This is a genomic window from Desulfofundulus sp. (assembly GCF_049701015.1).
Classification (GTDB): domain Bacteria; phylum Bacillota; class Desulfotomaculia; order Desulfotomaculales; family Desulfovirgulaceae; genus Desulfofundulus.
This window is the reverse complement of the sequence record NZ_JBNATZ010000023.1, coordinates 1-17,176: the sequence shown is the minus strand read 5'-3', so window position 1 is coordinate 17,176 and position 17,176 is coordinate 1. Positions and strand designations below refer to the sequence as shown.

12 protein-coding genes and 1 pseudogene are annotated in these 17,176 nt (G+C 53.8%); all 13 read right to left on the bottom strand.

Translation table 11 applies throughout. From position 1 onward, the window contains the following. Positions 1-647: ABC transporter substrate-binding protein (locus tag ACPLUI_RS02780; RefSeq protein WP_424658750.1), on the bottom strand; the 647-nt coding region annotated here is incomplete at its 3' end. Between the two features lie 323 nt (positions 648-970). Continuing rightward, positions 971-2,266: a Glu/Leu/Phe/Val family dehydrogenase gene (locus ACPLUI_RS02775; RefSeq protein ID WP_424658749.1), complete on the bottom strand. Its 1,296-nt coding sequence runs from the start codon at positions 2,264-2,266 to the stop codon at positions 971-973. 240 nt (positions 2,267-2,506) lie between these two features. Then, the gene (locus ACPLUI_RS02770; protein WP_424658748.1) at positions 2,507-4,258 is read right to left on the bottom strand and encodes a sigma 54-interacting transcriptional regulator; all 1,752 of its coding nucleotides are present in this window, start codon (positions 4,256-4,258) and stop codon (positions 2,507-2,509) included. Between the two features lie 131 nt (positions 4,259-4,389). Further along, positions 4,390-7,077 (bottom strand): formate dehydrogenase subunit alpha, encoded by a 2,688-nt coding sequence (gene fdhF / locus ACPLUI_RS02765; RefSeq protein WP_424658747.1) that lies wholly within the window; start codon positions 7,075-7,077, stop codon positions 4,390-4,392. A 77-nt stretch (positions 7,078-7,154) separates the two neighbouring features. Further along, complete coding sequence (locus tag ACPLUI_RS02760) at positions 7,155-8,087, bottom strand: 2Fe-2S iron-sulfur cluster-binding protein (protein WP_424658746.1); 933 nt, start codon at positions 8,085-8,087, stop codon at positions 7,155-7,157. A 60-nt stretch (positions 8,088-8,147) separates the two neighbouring features. Further along, positions 8,148-10,100 carry an NADH-quinone oxidoreductase subunit NuoF gene (gene nuoF / locus ACPLUI_RS02755; protein WP_424658745.1) on the bottom strand — a complete coding sequence of 651 codons (1,953 nt, stop codon included), beginning with the start codon at positions 10,098-10,100 and terminating at the stop codon, positions 8,148-8,150. 19 nt (positions 10,101-10,119) lie between these two features. Beyond that, positions 10,120-10,605, bottom strand: a complete 486-nt coding sequence (gene nuoE / locus ACPLUI_RS02750) for an NADH-quinone oxidoreductase subunit NuoE (protein WP_424658744.1) — start codon at positions 10,603-10,605, stop codon at positions 10,120-10,122. Between the two features lie 95 nt (positions 10,606-10,700). Continuing rightward, positions 10,701-11,273 carry a 5-formyltetrahydrofolate cyclo-ligase gene (locus ACPLUI_RS02745; RefSeq protein ID WP_424658743.1) on the bottom strand — a complete coding sequence of 191 codons (573 nt, stop codon included), beginning with the start codon at positions 11,271-11,273 and terminating at the stop codon, positions 10,701-10,703. 95 nt (positions 11,274-11,368) lie between these two features. Further along, entirely contained in the window at positions 11,369-12,286 is a 918-nt protein-coding gene (locus ACPLUI_RS02740) for a selenium metabolism-associated LysR family transcriptional regulator (RefSeq protein ID WP_424658742.1), read from the bottom strand. Between the two features lie 8 nt (positions 12,287-12,294). Then, positions 12,295-12,789 (bottom strand): annotated as a pseudogene (locus ACPLUI_RS02735) (universal stress protein). Between the two features lies 1 nt (position 12,790). After that, a complete protein-coding gene (locus ACPLUI_RS02730; RefSeq protein ID WP_424658741.1) occupies positions 12,791-13,828 on the bottom strand; it encodes a YeiH family protein in 1,038 nt (345 codons plus the stop codon). A gap of 261 nt (positions 13,829-14,089) precedes the next feature. Further along, the gene (locus ACPLUI_RS02725) at positions 14,090-15,220 is read right to left on the bottom strand and encodes a SpoIIE family protein phosphatase (protein ID WP_424658740.1); all 1,131 of its coding nucleotides are present in this window, start codon (positions 15,218-15,220) and stop codon (positions 14,090-14,092) included. Between the two features lie 4 nt (positions 15,221-15,224). Next, entirely contained in the window at positions 15,225-16,949 is a 1,725-nt protein-coding gene (locus tag ACPLUI_RS02720) for a [Fe-Fe] hydrogenase large subunit C-terminal domain-containing protein (RefSeq protein ID WP_424658739.1), read from the bottom strand. Positions 16,950-17,176: the final 227 nt, after the last annotated feature.

Below are 17,176 nucleotides of genomic sequence, written 5' to 3'. Positions count from 1 at the left end.
TGTATACCTTCTTTTTCGGCAGTAGCTTTAAATGCATCCGCAACAGCTTTAGAAAATGGGTCGTTGATCCCAATAATAGCAATTGACCTGGGTGCCGGTTGAACATCCTTCGCTAGTGTAGTGATAGGGCAACTTCCGGTAAGATCCACCGCAGGAATAGTTCCAAACGTATATTTAAATTTTTGTCTCCAGATCAACGGAGATTCAGCTGAACCCGTGATCATCGGGATCTTATATTTTTCCAGAATTGGTGCTACTGCCATAGTTACCCCGCTGGTATAGGGACCCAGGATGAAATCTACTTTTTCCGAGGTAATCATCCGCTGTACAGCGTCCGCTCCTGCTGTAGGATCGCTTTGATCATCAGCATAAACCAGCTTTACCTTGTAACTTTTGTCACCGATTTTGATACCGCCTTTAGCGTTGACGGTTTCCGCCCAAAGTTCATAACCACGGCGAGTTACGTTACCTCCGTATACTTCGGGACCTGATAATGAAGTAATAACGCCAATTTTAAAGTAATCCCTTGCTTCCCCAGCTTCTTTTTGACCTTTAGTGTTCACTCCACAACCGGCAAGGATAACTAACAAAAATAAAAACAAGGTGGCAATCACACTGATTTTAACTAGCTGCTGCTTTTTAATCAAATGAGAAACCCCCTTTCTTTTAGTAAATTCTAAGTTCGTTCTACACTTCTTTCATGTTCAGATGCAGCCCCTTTCTGTAACCACTGTTTATTTTGAAAAGGTTTATATAGTTTTGAAGATTGCAAAAGATATGCCTCTAAACAAACTCCCCAAAATTATAAACCACAACTTGTTAAAATGCACTCTTGCATCACCGGCATTTGTTCTGCAGGTATAAGAACCTGCAACTCAAGGCTTTCACCAGGTGAATGTTTTCATGCATTATGAAATGCTAAAACTAATCAACTGCCAATACATGATAGGCTCCGGGAATCTGGTAGTCTCTAAGCCAGCACAGCTTCCCGATTATCTTGATAATCGGCACTTTGACCCAGCCATCCCCGCAGCCACATGGCCTCGCTCAGGCGCCGTACGGCCACCAGGTACGCACAATCCCGCATATTCAGATCCTTGCGGGCCCTGTACATTTGATACACTTCTTTAAAGGCGGCCACCATCTTTTCCTCCAAACGGCGGTTTACTTCTTCTTCAGACCAGTAATAGCCGGTATTGTTCTGTACCCACTCGAAGTAGGAAACGGTTACACCGCCGGCATTGGCCAGAATATCGGGAATTACAAAAATCTTTTTCTCATTCAAGAGCCGGTCTGCACCGGGAGTGGTGGGGCCGTTGGCTCCCTCGCCGATAATCCTGGCTTTAATATTGCGAGCATTTTGTTCGGTAATCTGGTTTTCCAGGGCCGCCGGAATGAGAATGTCACAGCTCAGGGCCAGCAACTCCTCGTTGCTGATGGGACGGCTGCCCGGATATCCCACTACGGTTCCCGTATTTTTCTTAAACTGAAGCACCGCCACCGGGTCGAGCCCCCGGGGGTTATATATGCCGCCGGAAGAATCGGATACGGCAATAATGCGGCAGCCCATTTCGTACAACAGCCTGGCGGCAATACCCCCCACGTTGCCATAGCCCTGCACGGCAGCGGTAGCACCGTGCAAGTTGATCCCCAGCGCCGCAGCCGCTTCCCGCACCGCAATGACACAACCCCTGGCTGTGGCCTCTTCCCGACCGAGGGACCCGCCTACCACTGGCGGCTTGCCGGTAATAACCCCAAACTCGTTATGCCCTTTGAGTCCGGAAAATTCGTCCATCATCCAGGTCATAATCCGGGCGTTCGTGTAAACATCCGGAGCGGGAATGTCCTTCTCCCGGCCCAGTAACGGGTACATGACCTTGATATAACCCCGGCTCAGCCTTTCCAGTTCACCGGAGGACATCTCCCTGGGGTCACAGGTCACACCACCCTTTGCGCCACCGTAGGGCAGCCCAACCACGGCACACTTCATGGTCATCCACAGGGCGAGGGCTTTGACTTCGTCCATATCCACATCCGGGTGGAACCTTATTCCCCCCTTGAAAGGACCCAGTACACTGCAGTGCTGCACCCGGTAGCCGGTAAAAACCTTGATGCTGCCGTCATCCATTTTCACCGGTATGGCCGCCGTCAGTACCCGTTCCGGATTCCGAAGAATTTCGTAAACCGCCGGGTTGAGGTTGAGCCTTTTTACCGCCGACAGGACGTGGTTACATGCCAGTTCAAAACTGTTCAACCGCCTGCTCATCAAATCACTCCCCTTTAAGGGTTTACCCCGGAAGCTTTCCCTCCGGAGGCTTACCCCTTTAAGGGCGCAAAAAGCATGCCAGTCCTGATAACCCCAATTGGTATAACATTTTTAAGACTTCCACAATTCTCGCCAAAGCAACAGATGCAGATTGACATTAATCCGAACCAGCTCAGATCAGGACGGCACAATTCCCGCTTCTAACCATGCCTCTGTATTTAATGCGGCATGGAATTAAATCTAATGCCTATTTACATTATTCTTGCATTTCCCCGTTCTTTTCCGTTTGCTCCCCGCAGGGTTTGCGCGGTACTTCTGGATCTTCCTTACAATGGTGGACTGGTTGACCTGAAGAGCGCTGGCCATTTCGTAGGTAGTTTTGCAACGCTGGGACGCCAGCATAATCAATTGCCTTTCCACCTCATCGACGGCCTGTTTTAAGGGGCATATCCCCAACACGTATACTTTGCCGGGAAGTTCGCCGCTTGAGTTAATAATATAATCGGGAATGTGTACCGGTTCGATCACGTTGATGTCGGTGGTAACCATCAACCGCTCGACCAGATTTTCCAATTCCCGCACATTACCCGGCCAGTGGTATGTTAGCAACCTGTCCATGGCTTCCGGAGAAAAATGTTTGTTCATGTCATATTTCAGATTGAACTTATTGACGAAATGCTCAATCAACGGCACAATATCTTCTTTGCGATACCTCAGGGGAGGGATGGTAACCGGGACAACATTCAACCGGTAGTAAAGATCCTCCCGGAACAATCCTTCCCTGACCATTTTTTGAATATCCCGGTTTGTGGCGGCAATAAACCTGACATTAACCCCAATTTGCTGGTTTCCCCCGACACGCATCAGCCTTTTTTCCTGAATAACCTGTAACAGCTTGACCTGCAAATTCAACGGCAGGTCCGCCACCTCATCCAGAAAAACGGTTCCCCCGTCACCCATTTCAATTAAGCCCTTCTTCCCTTCACGCCTGGCTCCGGTGAAGGCACCGGGCTCGTAGCCGAACAACTCCGATTCCAGCAGGTTTTCGGGTATGGCTCCACAGTTGATGGTGATAAAGGGGCCTTTATCCCGCTTGCTCAACTTGTGAATGCGGGAAGCAATAACGCCCTTGCCCACACCGGATTCGCCGGTAATGAGGATAGTGGAATCCACCTGGGCCACCCGGTCCACCAGGTCCAGAACCTGTTTCATCTGGGGGCTTACTGCAATAATTTCCGTATTTTCCAGTTTTTCTTGACGCAGGTACATCACAAGCCGCCGGTAGTTGTCCACCAGTTGTTCGGTATCTTCCAGCCGCTGCTTTAAATTGATCAGCTCGGAGACATCACGCGAGTTGACCACTATACGGGTGATTCTGCCAGAATCATCAAAGACCGGGTTTCCCGTAACGATGAGAGTCTTGCCCGTTCTCGTGTGCTGGACCATGGTCACCCGCTTTTTTTCCTCAAAGACCCGGCGGGAAACAGAAGGGTTGAAATAACCCTCCTGCTCCATTTCGCGGTAATGTTTTCCTATGATTTTTTCAACCTCTATCCCGTAGTAGGTTTCTCCAATCTTGTTAATCCTGCGGGTGTACCCCTCACCATCAACAACGTAAATCTCATCATAAGACGAGTTAAAAATGGCTTCCAGCTCTTCTTTGGCTTCCCTCAAAGACTCGTACAGGGAAATATCCTCTAAAACCAGCATCTTCCTGCCAGTGCCCTCTTCCCCCACCAGCGGGTTGACCTGTACGGCCACCTTCTGGCCATTTACCTCCATCTTTATACTGGAAGGGGAACCGTCCTGCAGCCATAAATGCTCTACCAGGGTAGCGGGCAATACCTCGCAGAGTTGCTTCCCCGTAACTGCATTCCTCTCCATACCCAGGAGATTTTCAGCAGCCCGGTTCATAAATTCCACCCTTCCCCCTGCCTCAACCAGCAACAACCCCACGGGTACGGAATCAAGCAACGCAGGTGTCTCCAGCAAACGAATCCCTCCCCCGGATGAGCCAGCCGGTGTACCGTCGCAAACCAATAGCTTGCGACCGGCCACCTTTGAAGACCGTGATTAAACAGGACCCAGCTCTGGTGTAAGCTGGGTCCCGTATTTAAATGCTCTCAGGCGATCTTTTCCACCCGCACGGCGCAGACTTTCAACTCGGGTATCCGCGCTACCGGGTCCCGGGCCGAGTTGGTCAGCTTATTGATGGCCACCTCCGGGAAGTGGAAGGAGGTGAAGACTACCCCCGGCGGCACGATGTCCAGAACCCTGGCAGTTACTTCCACCTGTCCCCGGCGGGAGATGACCCGTACCCGTTCGCCATCTGCAATGCCCAGGTTCCGGGCATCAGCGGGATTGATCTCCAGGTACTCACGGCCGTAGTATTCCTCCAGCGTACCGGTGCGCAGGGTCATGGTCCCGGTATGGTAGTGGAAGTGACGGCGTCCCGTATTCAGAATGAGCGGATATTCTTCGTCCGGCAACTCTGCAGGGAGTACGTATTCTACCGGGTGGAACTTACCCGGCCCCCGGGCAAATTTGCCCACGTGCAGGATGGGCGTTCCCGGATGATCCGGGGTTGGGCAGGGCCAGACAAGGCTGCCCTGCTCTAAACGAGCATAGGAAATGCCACCGTAGGAGGGAGTGAGGCGGGCGATTTCCTCCATGATTTCCGCCGGTGAACTATATTGCATGGGATAACCCATGGCCCCGGCCACTGCACAGATAATCTGCCAGTCGGGTTTGGCTTCCCCTAGCGGTTCAATAGCTTTGCGCACCCGCTGCACCCGCCGCTCGGTGTTGGTAAACGTGCCGTCCTTCTCGGCAAAGCTGGCTCCCGGCAGCACTACATCAGCCAGGCGAGCAGTTTCCGTCAGAAAGATGTCCTGTACGACCAGGAAATCCAATTTTTCCAGGGCGTGAACGACGTGATCGGCGTCGGGGTCGGAAAGCACGGGGTTTTCGCCCATGATGTACATCCCTTTAATTTCTCCCCGGGCGGCGGCTTCAATCATTTCCCCTACGGTAAGCCCGGGTTCGGCTGGCAGTTCGTCCACACCCCAGGCCGCGGCAAACCTGACCCGTACATCCTCTGCTGTCACGCTCTGGTAACCCGTGAGGACGTTGGGCAGGGCCCCCATATCGCAGGCTCCCTGGACGTTGTTCTGCCCCCGCAGGGGGTTCACACCACTGTGGGGCTTACCTATGTGCCCGCACAGCATGGCCAGATTGGCCACGGCAAGAACGTTGCCGGTACCGCAGATGTGCTGGGTGAGACCCATGGTATAAAGAATGGTGGCGTTTTGGGCCGTAGCGTAACCCCGGGCCACTTCCCGGATCACCTCAGGGTCGATACCGGTAATTTCTGCCACATATTCAGGTGTATATCTGGCTACGGCTTCCTTGAAGGCATCAAACCCTTCAGTGCGGCTTTCCACGAATTCCTTGTTCACCAGGCCTTCGGAAATAATCACGTTGGCCAAGCCGTTTAAAAGTGCGATATCCGTACCCGACTTCAACCGGAGGTGGTGGTGGGCCAACACGGCCACCTCTGTCCTGCGGGGGTCAACTACCACCAGAGTCGCACCGTTGCGCACGGCCTTTTTCACCTGAAGGCCGATGACGGGGTGTGATTCTGTGGTGTTGGTCCCGATGGCCAGGATAAAGTCGGCTCCCGCAATATCACCAATGGGGTTGGTCATGGCACCGCTGCCAAAGGCTGCCGCCAGACCGGCGACAGTAGGCGCGTGTCAGAGACGGGCACAGTGGTCTATGTTGTTGGTCCCCAGTACCGCCCTGGTGAACTTGCTCATCAAGTAATTTTCTTCGTTGGTACACCGGGCCGAGCTCAGGACTCCCAGGGCACCGGAACCGTATTCTTTTTTAATGGAGCCCAGCCTTTCGGCCACCAGTTCGATAGCCTCTTTCCAGCTGGCTTCCTCAAAGACCCCGTTACGCTTTATGAGAGGTTTGGTCAGGCGGTCGGGATGGTGAATAAAACCGTAACCAAAACGCCCTTTTACGCACAGGGCCCGCCCGTTGACTTCACCGTTACAGGACGTCACCCCCACCACCCGGCCGTCCTTCACGTTCAGGTCAAAGGTACAACCGGTGCCGCAGTAAGGACAGGTGGTCCGTACCTTCTTGACTTCCCAGGTACGGGCCGCCGCACGCAGGCCCTTTTCCTGCAGAGCTCCCACGGGGCACACAGCCACACAGTTGCCGCAGAAGACGCAGTCGGAACCGGCCAGGGTACTGTCCATAGCCGGGGTGACCCTGGTGTTGAAGCCCCGGTAGGCAAAATCCACCACATTTTTGCCCTGGATTTCAGCACAGGCCCGCACGCATTTGCCGCACAGAACGCACTTGTTCAAGTCCCGCACTATAAAGGGGTTGTCATCCTCAACGGGGTAACTGTGGCGCTCCCCGGCAAAACCGGCCTCCCGTACACCGTACATATAGGCGTAATCCTGCAGGCGGCAGTCGCCGTTCCTGCCGCAGGTAAGGCAGTCCTGCGGGTGGTTGGCCAGCAGCAACTCAATGATGGTCTTCCGGGCTTCCACCACGGCAGGCGAGGCGGTGTGCACCACCATGCCGCTGGTCACAGCAGTAACGCAGGAAGCCGGCAGGTTGCGCATACCCTCAATTTCCACCACGCACAGGCGGCAACCACCCCACGGGGTGAGCTCTGGATCGTGGCACAGGGTGGGGATGAAAATGCCCGCAGCACGGGCTGCATCCAGCACGGTGGTACCGGCAGGCACGGTTACCTGCCGGCCATCTATGGTTAAGGTAATTTCCGCCAACTGGGGTACCTCCTTTCAACATGATTTCCTATCCCGTCTTCATCCTTTGCCGGTGGCGCTCAAAGCGCTATGAGGATCTACTTCCCTTCCAGTTCTTTCATCCTGGCCACGACTCCCTCCAGACCCAGTGCTTCGGCCCAGGAAACGGGCACAAACCGTCCGTCCTTCTTCAGCATGGGGGTCACCGGCTCTTCCACGTAGAGCAGTTCCAGACCCAGGCGGCCTTTGAGGCAGAGGGGCCGGCCGGGGCCGGGTTCTTTAGCTGTAATACCGATCACTTTCCCGTCTTTGATGTTCAGCTCAAAGGTACAACCGTTTTCACAAAAAGTGCAGGTGACGGGTTTCTTCTGAATTTCCCAGGCGCGCCCCTTACCAACCATGGGCTTGTAGGTCAGTGCACCTACCGGGCAGACGGCCACGCAGCGGGCGCAATAAACACAGTCCGATTCCCCCAGGGGCAGGTCCATGGCCGTAACCACCCTGGTGTTAAAGCCCCGGTAACCGAAGTCAATCACGCCCCGCCCGTCAACGGCCTGACAGGTACGCACGCACCTGCCGCAAAGGATGCACTTGTTTTGGTCCCTGAGGATATAAGGGTTGGAGTCGTCCAGCGGGTGATTTTTCCTCTCACCGTGAAAGCTGGTCTGCCGAACCCCGTACATGAAGGCATAATCCTGCAAACGACAGTTACCGTTCTTTTCACAGGTCAGGCAGTCCTGGGGATGGTTGGCCAGCAGCAAATCGATAATGGTACGCCGCGCCTCAATTACCGCTTCCGAGGCAGTGTAGACCACCATGCCCTCGGATACGGTAGTCACGCAGGAGGCCGGCAGGTTGCGCATGCCCGATATTTCCACGATACACAGGCGGCAGCCCCCCCACCCCGGGATGGCCGGGTCGTGACACAGGGTGGGGATGAAAATCCCCGCCGACCTGGCCGCATCCAGCACGGTGGTGCCAGCCGGCACGGTCACCTTTTTCCCGTCTATGGTTAAAGTAACATTGGGCACTGAAAAGTTTCCCCCCTTCAACCGTTCCCTTACGGTATCACCCCAACGGCCAGCACCCGCTTACGCCTTTTCCACGGCGCCGAACTTGCACTTCTGCATGCAGTTGCCGCACTTGATGCACCGTGAAATATCGATAACATGCGGCTGTTTCTTTTCGCCGCTGATGGCCCCGGCCGGACAGGCACGGGCGCAGTTGCCGCAGCCGGTGCACTTTTCGGGATTGATGGTATACACCAGAAGTGCCTGGCAAACGTGGGCCGGGCAGCGTTTATCCCTGATATGAGCCTCGTATTCGTCCCGGAAATAGCGCAACGTGGACAGAATCGGATTGGGGCAGGTCTGTCCCAGGCCGCACAGAGCCGTGTTTTTAACCACCCGGGCCAGCCGCTCCAGGGTCTCGATGTCTTCCTCCTTACCCTGGCCTTCGCAGATGCGGGTAAGGATCTCCAGCATGCGCTTGGTACCTTCCCGACAGGGAGTACACTTGCCGCAGGATTCGGACTGGGTGAAGTTCAGGAAGAACCTGGCCACATCCACCATGCAGGTGGTTTCATCCATAACCACCAGGCCGCCGGAACCCATGATGGCCCCTGCGGAAGTCAGGGACTCATAGTCGATGGGCAGGTCGAGCTGTTCCTCAGGCAGACAGCCGCCGGAGGGCCCGCCGATCTGCACGGCCTTAAATTTTTTACCGTCCCGGATGCCGCCGCCCACGCCAAAGATGATCTCCCGCATGGTAATGCCCATGGGCACTTCCACCAGGCCGGTGTTGTTCACCTTACCGGTCAGGGCGAAAATCTTGGTACCCTTGCTCTTTTCCGTACCCATGGCAGCATACCAGGCGCCCCCGTTACGGATGATCAGGGGTACGTTCGCAAAGGTTTCCACGTTGTTGATATTCGTGGGCTTACCCCATAAACCTTTCTGCGCCGGGAAGGGCGGCCTCGGCCGCGGCATTCCACGGTTGCCTTCAATAGAGGTCAAGAGGGCTGTCTCCTCACCGCAAACAAAAGCTCCGGCTCCGGCCTTGATCCTGATGCGGAAGTTGAACCCGGAGTTGAGAATGTTTTCTCCCAAAAGGCCACATTCCTCAGCCTGGGCAATGGCTATCTTGAGCCGGTGAATGGCCAGGGGGTATTCGGCCCGCACGTAAATATAGCCTTCATCGGCACCAACGGCATAGCCGCAGATAAGCATTCCTTCCAGCACCGCGTGGGGATCCCCTTCCAGAACGCTGCGGTCCATAAAAGCTCCCGGGTCCCCTTCGTCGGCGTTGCAGACTACATACTTTTTGTCCCCTTCCGCGGCACGGACGAAGCTCCACTTCATACCGGTGGGAAAACCGGCACCACCCCTGCCCCGCAGGCCAGAAATCTTTACTTCTTCAATTACCTGCTCGGGGGTCATTTCAAATAGGGCTTTGGTCAGGGCTAGGTAACCGCCATTGGCCACATAGTCGGCAATTTCCTCGGGATCGATGTGCCCGCAATTGGCAAGCACCAGGCGCTTTTGCTTGGCGTAGAAGGGAACTGTTTCGTAGGTGAGGGATTTTTCACCGGTGGCGGGGTCAACGTAGAGCAGGCGTTCAACCACCTGGCCTCCCAACAGATGGCTGGACACAATCTCGGGAATATCCTCTACCTGCACCCGGGTGTAGAAAATCTTCTGGGGCTCTACAATCATTAAAGGACCCTGCTCGCAAAAACCATGGCAGCCGGTGATTTTAACCGAGACTTTATCCTTTAAGCCCTGCTTTTCCAGTTCCTCCAGCAGTGTATCCACCAGTTTGCGGGAACCGGAGGAAGTGCAACCAGTACCGGCGCAGATGAGAACCTGCTGCCTGGAGCTGTCTTCAGGCAGGTGGATATTTTCAAGAAACGCCCTGTATTTGGCCCGGCAGCTTTCATTTTCATGACACAGGGGCCCCTGCTGGCGGCATTTAATGTAATCCTGGCAGGGGCTGGCCGGGGAATGGAAACACTTCTCACAACATCTATCCATTAAAGACTTCATTTCTTTCGCCGCCCCCCTTCTATTCATACTGCTCGAGAACTTGGGCCGCCCGCTCCGGGGTCAGACGGCCATGGGTATCGTCGTTGACCATCATGACCGGTGCCAGGCCGCAGGCACCCAGGCAGGCCACCGTTTCCAGGGTGTAGCGCAGGTCCGGGGTGGTTTCGTTTTTGCCCACGCCGAGCTTTTCCGATACCGACTCAAAAACCCGGGCCGCCCCTCTCACGTGGCAGGCCGTACCCTGACAGATACGTACGATATTACGGCCCCGGGGTTTCAAGTGGAACTGGGCGTAAAAGGTGGCCACCCCGAAAACCTTGCTGAAGGGAACCTTCAGTTCGGCAGCTATCCTTTGCATCACTTCCCCGGGCAGGTACCCGTAAATCTCCTGAGCTTCCTGTAACAGCGGGATGAGCGCCCCTTTGGTACCACGGTACTTTTCAAAAACCTTTTCCAGGGCTTCTCTTTTGGCCGCTTCATCCTGACATCCACACTGACAGCTCACCAGAATCCCCTCCTCCCATTAATATCCCCTGCAGGTATAACAAACCTGCTTATCAGTACAACCATCAGCCTGCACATCACGAACGCACACGCCGACTAGCGAGTGTAAATAACCCGCTCCTCGGTAACCAGAATGTGCACCGGGCAATCGTGAGCCTCGGCGTAGACCTGTGGACGGATCTGCAGCTCAAAAGCCAGGGCCAGCCAGACGGTATCCGGCCTGGTGCGGGGCAAGAAGCGGTCGTAAAAGCCCCCCCCGTAACCCAGACGGTTGCCTTTCAGGTCAAAGGCCACCCCGGGTACCACCACCAGGTCCAGTTCCTCCGGGTCAAGAGGGCGCAGGCACTCCGGGCGGGGCTCCAGAATGCCCCATGTTCCCGGTGCCAGGTCCCCTGGATAATCCAGCAACAGGGACGGTGTAAGCCTCCTGCCGGCCACGTCGGTCACCGGTACGGCCACCCTTTTCCCCCGGGCCAGGGACTCCGTAATCAGAGCACCGGTCTGCACCTCATTGCGAAAATCCACATAGGCCATGAGGGTCCGTGCCCGGTGAAATTCTTCCAGGGACAGGACACGGGTCAAAATCCGCTTACTTTTTTCGGCTACTTCCACTGGAGAAAGGCTGCCCCGTGCTTTTAAGACATCCTTTCTTAATTCGCTCTTGCCCACCAGAAATCCTCCAAATGTCAGATTTCAATAACAATTTTTAATTGGTCTTGACAAAACAATTCGCCGGCAATTAAAAAGTTCCTCCCAGGTTGCCTTTACCTGAGCTTTAATGAGCCGGCGATTCCACTGAGTTCCTCTATAAAAGAAACGAACTCTTTTACCACAGATGTGTGGGACCTGTTTTTTTTATAAATTAAATAAAAGTTTCGAAGCAAGGAAAATCCCTTAATCCTCACAGGTACAAGCGTACATAGTTTTAATTCCTTTTGAACCGCCCACATGGAAATGATACTGGCTCCAAAACCAGCTTCTACAGCCTTTTTTACTGCTTCGGTACTCCCCAGTTCCATGACAACGTTTAATGCAGACAATTCCACCCCCGCTTCCCTCAACCGCTCTTCGGTAACTTTCCTTGTACCCGACCCCTGTTCCCGCAACACCAGGGGGAGCGCAACGAATTCATCCAGCGAGATAGACTTTTTGCCAGCTAAAGGGTGCCCGGCCGGAAGTACCACCATCAACTCGTCCTGCAAAAAGGGGCTGGCAACCAGTTCCTGATCGTCTACATGACTCTCCACCAGTCCTAAATCCAGGATGTTTTTTGATACCCGTTTCGCAATTTGCTCTGTATTGGTTACCTGTAGAAACACTTTTACCTGTGGATACTGATTCTTAAAACGGCCAATTACCTGGGGAATTACATACTCACCCAGAGTAAAACTTGCTCCAATGGACAGTGTACCCCTCATACATCCTGTAAGGGCAGAGATATCTTTCTCTGCTTCATCTACCAGGGACAAGATCTTCTCTACATAATTATACAGGACACGGCCGGCCTCCGTTAGATTCACCTGGTGGGTGTTGCGCTCAAATAACCGTGTGCCGAAGTGATCTTCCAGGGATTTAATTTGCATACTGATGGCCGGCTGGGAAATAAACAGAACCTGTGCTGCCTTTGAAAAGCTCTTTTTATCAGCTACTATCTTAAAGATATACAACTGGTGAAAGTTCATAGCTAATGCTACCTGCCCTTAACAACCAGAACGGGGATTTCTGATGCTTCCACCACTGCTTCTGCAACGCTCCCCAATGCTATTCTTTTAATTCCCGTTAAGCCGGTATCCCCTACGACAATTAAGTCGGCCTCCTCTTTTTCAGCAGTATCTACAATCTGTTTAACAGGATTGCCCCTTAAAAGTAGCTACTTAACATCTAAACAGTATACTTTACCGTACCTCTGAACAAGCTCCAGGCCAGCCAGTCCATAGCGGATCCTTTTACTCTTTTTTGCCAGGTGTTCCCACTGATCTTGCGGAACAACGGCCTCTTCACCGTGGGAGTCTACAAACACAGCAGTTATTTTTGCACCGTGACACCTGGCTAGAGCTACGGCATATTTAGTTGCTTCAATAGCCGGAGCCGAACCATCCACTGCTAGAATAATCCTGTTAATGGAAATACTTGCTACTTCCAGTTGATATCCTCTTAAAAGCTGCTCTGCCAGCCCGCTAACCATTTTAACACCTCCGAAGCCTAAAATGAACAATGCGAACAGCAGCAAATCCAGCAATCGAAATGACCAGGGATCCTAGCAAACCGACGAAAAATGATTTTAAGCCCATACGTTTAAACATTACAATATCAACGTTAAGTCCCATACCCGCCATGGCCATAATCAAAAAAAGATTGCTAATTTGCAGGATTAAAGAAGCAAGCTCATCTGGTATTAAACCAGTGGTTCTAAGGCAACTCATCCCGAGAAAACCCAGAAGAAACCAGGGAAATGATAAGTTACGCCACCTGCTACTTTGTTCCTTCTCCCCATTTTTCAAATTAAACCAGAGGCTTATTCCCAGGGTAACGGGGACCAGCAGGGCCACCCGGCCGAGTTTGGTTAAAAGGGCCATGTTAGCCGCAGAGCTTCCTGCCGACTGGGTTGCAGCTATCACATGTGCTATTTCGTGTAAGGTTGCTCCTGCAAAAACGCCGTAAGAAGTTGCATCCAGGCTCCAAAACGGGTGTAGTAGGATATATAAAACACTACCAATGGTCCCTAAAACGGCAACGCTTGCCACTGATACAACTGTCTCATCCTGGCTGGCCTTAACCGTTGGCGCAACGGCAGCTACAGCAGCAGCTCCACAAACACCTGTTCCTACCGCTGTTAGTAAAGCCAATCGCTCCTCTACAGCAAATAATCGTCCCAGGAAACAAATAATAACAATGGCCGATAAAATAACCGCAGCATCGAGAAGAATAATTTTGGGACCTGTTGCAACTATGGCATCGAGGTTGAGTCGAACACCCATCAAAATGATACCATAACGCAAAAGTCTCTTACTAGCGAAGTTAATCCCTACATTAGCTTGTTTATGGATCCCCATAACACCCCGCCAGCAAATACCAATTAAAATTGCAATAACCATGGGTCCGGATACAGAAAAAAAAGGTAGCGTGGCAATATTATGAGCAAGAATCCCCACTACTATAGTTAAAATGAGCCCTTGAATGCCACCGTGAAAAAAAACTTTGCGCTGAAGAATTTCAACCCTCACTTACGACCATCTCCCTTTGTCGTTTTTTTTAAAGTTTACCACTGGAAAGGGTAATAAGGGAAATACCGGTTAATAATAACCCTTATAAGGTAATATTTATAAGCGAATATGCGAACGGAACAAGAATGGACATTCAGGTCCACTCAGTTAAATATCTCCTGTCAAAAACTAAGAGCACACATTCTTACGATGTGTGCTCCAGTAATAATTAATCGTCATGAAAATCCTTAAACAAACGTGGCGAAAGTCTATTTCCACCTCTTAACGGTATTCCGCTGTGACTTCCTTCCCCTTTTTCCTGAGCAAACGGATTAATTGTTCGATGGTCCGGTGCTTGTAGGCGCAGTCTCCGGCCGGGTTCACGGCCAGACCCACGATAAAATGAACCAGATCCGCCCCAAGCAGGGTGGCCGCCAGCCGGCTGGCGCCATCCCGGGCCTTCTGCAAATCTTCGAGGGGCACCCCCTGGCGCAGGTGTTCCAGAGCGTAGAGCACGGTCAGCGTACCTTCGGTAACCAGGTCAATGCCGGTAATAAAGCCGACTGGCGGCACCCGGTCGCTGCGGGTGGAAAGGTCCACCTCTATTTCCCTGTTCAGAACGCGGGCCACAATGTTGGCCGTGGTCCCCCCGCAGACCACCTTCACTCCGGGTGAGTGCACCAGTTTCTCAACTATCAGGGCATCGGCGGACCTGTCCATGGGAGGTCCGATCATTACCGTCACCCGCCGCGGGGTGAGGGCTTTCACCACCACTACGCTGGCATCGTCACCCGGCCGGCCGGCATAAAGATGGCGGCACCGCTGGATTAATTCCTTTGCCCAGGCTGCCGCGTCCAGGTTTTTGGCGGCCAGCTCCAATAGAAAGGTGCGCACCCCGTCCCAGCCCCAACCCCGGTTAAAGACGCCGCCAATGCCCGCGTGCACCACCCCGTCACTGATCAACACCAGCCAGTCTCCTGCCTGAAAATCGAAAAAAGCCTCCGAAATCTCTTTCTCATTGATCACCCGCCGGATGTGGCCGACTTCCCTTAGCTGAACCCCGCGGCCCAGGAAAGCCCTGGGGTTGTCGTATTCCACCAGATAAGCCCGGCCGCTGGTCATAACCTGCAGGATGGAAAAGGTGCTGTAAGCCAGCTTGCGTACCCTGCAGGTGGGCAGGGTCTGAACCAGGGTTTCAATGACTTCCTCGATTTCCCCGCCCATGCGCAGCATGGTGGCTGCAGTTTTGGTGGTCAGAGAAGAGAGAATATTGGCCTTGACCCCACTGCCCAGGCCATCTGAAAGGACCACGATGGTGGACGAGCGGGTTCTAACCACCTCAATGCTGTCGCCGCAGAGTTCTTCCTGTTCTTTATTAAGCTGGGCGTGGGCAATGTCCAGGTATACTCTCATGGCTTTACTCCTGCATCAGGCGAATCAACTGGCTGAGCAAAACCTTGGTCTCCGCCGTGGTTTCCCCCAAAAGCCCGGCAATTTCCTGGGCCACCTTCATCTGCTTGTTAATGACCTCACGGGCACGCTTGATGGTCTGGGCTTTCATTTGCCTTAATTCTTCCTCTTGTCGTCTCTCGTGGGTGATGTCCACGAGGATACCCACCACAACCTCCCCTTTTTCCAGGGGGAAGATCACTTCCCGGATGATCCGGCCGTGTTCATCATAGGTATGCAGAACGTTTAAAGGTTCCCCGGTGGCCAGCACCCGGCGGAAGTTGGTGGCATCTATCAGTTGATCCAGCTTCCGGCCGGCAATTTCCTTTCCCTGCCAGCCAAACATCTCCCGGGCCGCCGGGTTCACTTCCAGGACCTCCAGGTGCCGGTTCACAATAATACAGCCGTTGGGCATGGCATTGATCACAAGGTTGGACATGGATTCCGCCCGGCGGCGCATGTAGGGGATACACATCTGCACCTCGGCCATCCCCCAGTAGACCGCCGCGGCCTTTTCCCGGCAGGAGTTATAGCCGCAGGCACCGCAGTTCAGTTCATCTTCGGGCGTGTACTTGCCCGTTTGAGCCAGTATTTGCTTGATGGCTTCCGCCGGCGGTTCGGGCCGGTAAATCTTGCGTTCCCGGTAGCGCCTCCGGAGCATGTTTAAGGGCAGGGGCCGGTCCTCCTCCCGTTTGAGGGAGGCGGCGGAGGATCCGGCCCGGAAATATTCAAGGACCCTCTGGCGGCGCACGAAAATATCCCCGGCAGTCTCCATGAGGGGGCCGGCAATACATCCACCGTTACAGGCCAGCAATTCCATGAAGGCCGGGGGGTGTTTGATATACCCCCGCTGAAGCTGCGAAAGAAAATCAATGCAGTTGTTCAACCCCGAGATGGCCACCACCCGGGTATCAAGCATATCGGTACTCATGGATAAGGTGTGCAGTGCACCACCTTCCACAGGAAAAAGGCGCGCCCTTTGGGGGTGGGGAGGGTCAAAGTCAACGGCCTCAAACTGGTCGGGGGAAAGCCCTTCTTCCTTGATCCACTGCCAGAGCTCATCAAATCCCAATGCTTCATCTACGGCATCGGGAAATTGCCTTGCTTCTTCTTTTTTGGCAATACAGGGCCCGATGAAGACCACCCGGCTGTGCGGGTAGTTTTGCCTGATCCACCGCCCGTGGGCGACCATGGGTGACACCAGGGGAACAAGGCTGGGAATCAGCTCGGGGTAATATTTTTCCACCAGGTTCACCACCACCGGGCAGGCAGTAGAGATGTACGATTTATCTTCAGGCAATTGCTTTTGCGCCCGGGAGACCAGTTCGGCCCCCCAGGAAGTTTCCTGCACCAGGTCAAATCCCAGGGCTTTGAGCATGGCAGGCAGGGCCAGGGCATACTCAGAAGGCAGCAGGGCTGCAAAGGAAGGGGCCACGCTGGCCACCACGGGGCCGCCGGAGGCAAGCAACTCCTTGACTCGCTCCAGGCTAGAGGAAACCTTTTTTGCTCCCTGGGGACAGGTTAAAACGCACCGGCCACAGAGGACACACAGTTCTTCCACAATGCGGGCACGCAGCCTGTCGTTTTCCGCTTCGATGCGGATGGCTTTGACCGGACAGGAACGGATGCAGCGGTAGCAGTCCCGGCAGCGGTCGGCCACGGTGGTGATGGGAAAGGTCGCCTGTTCACCCATTTAAAGTGCCCCCCCTTTAAGACAGCCTTTACCCTGAAAATAGTAATTGCCTGCAAAACGGCAGCGATTGTCATCCTCTTCATGGTAACGCTAAAAGCGTCAGTAAATATTCAGTGAACCTGGCTGGATGCGGCGCTGTCCCCGCTCACTCCAGTGCTTCGCGCCGAAAGCACCACGGCTCGCTTCGGGCCGGCTCTGGCTCTCTGCGGATTGCCCGCCAGTAATTA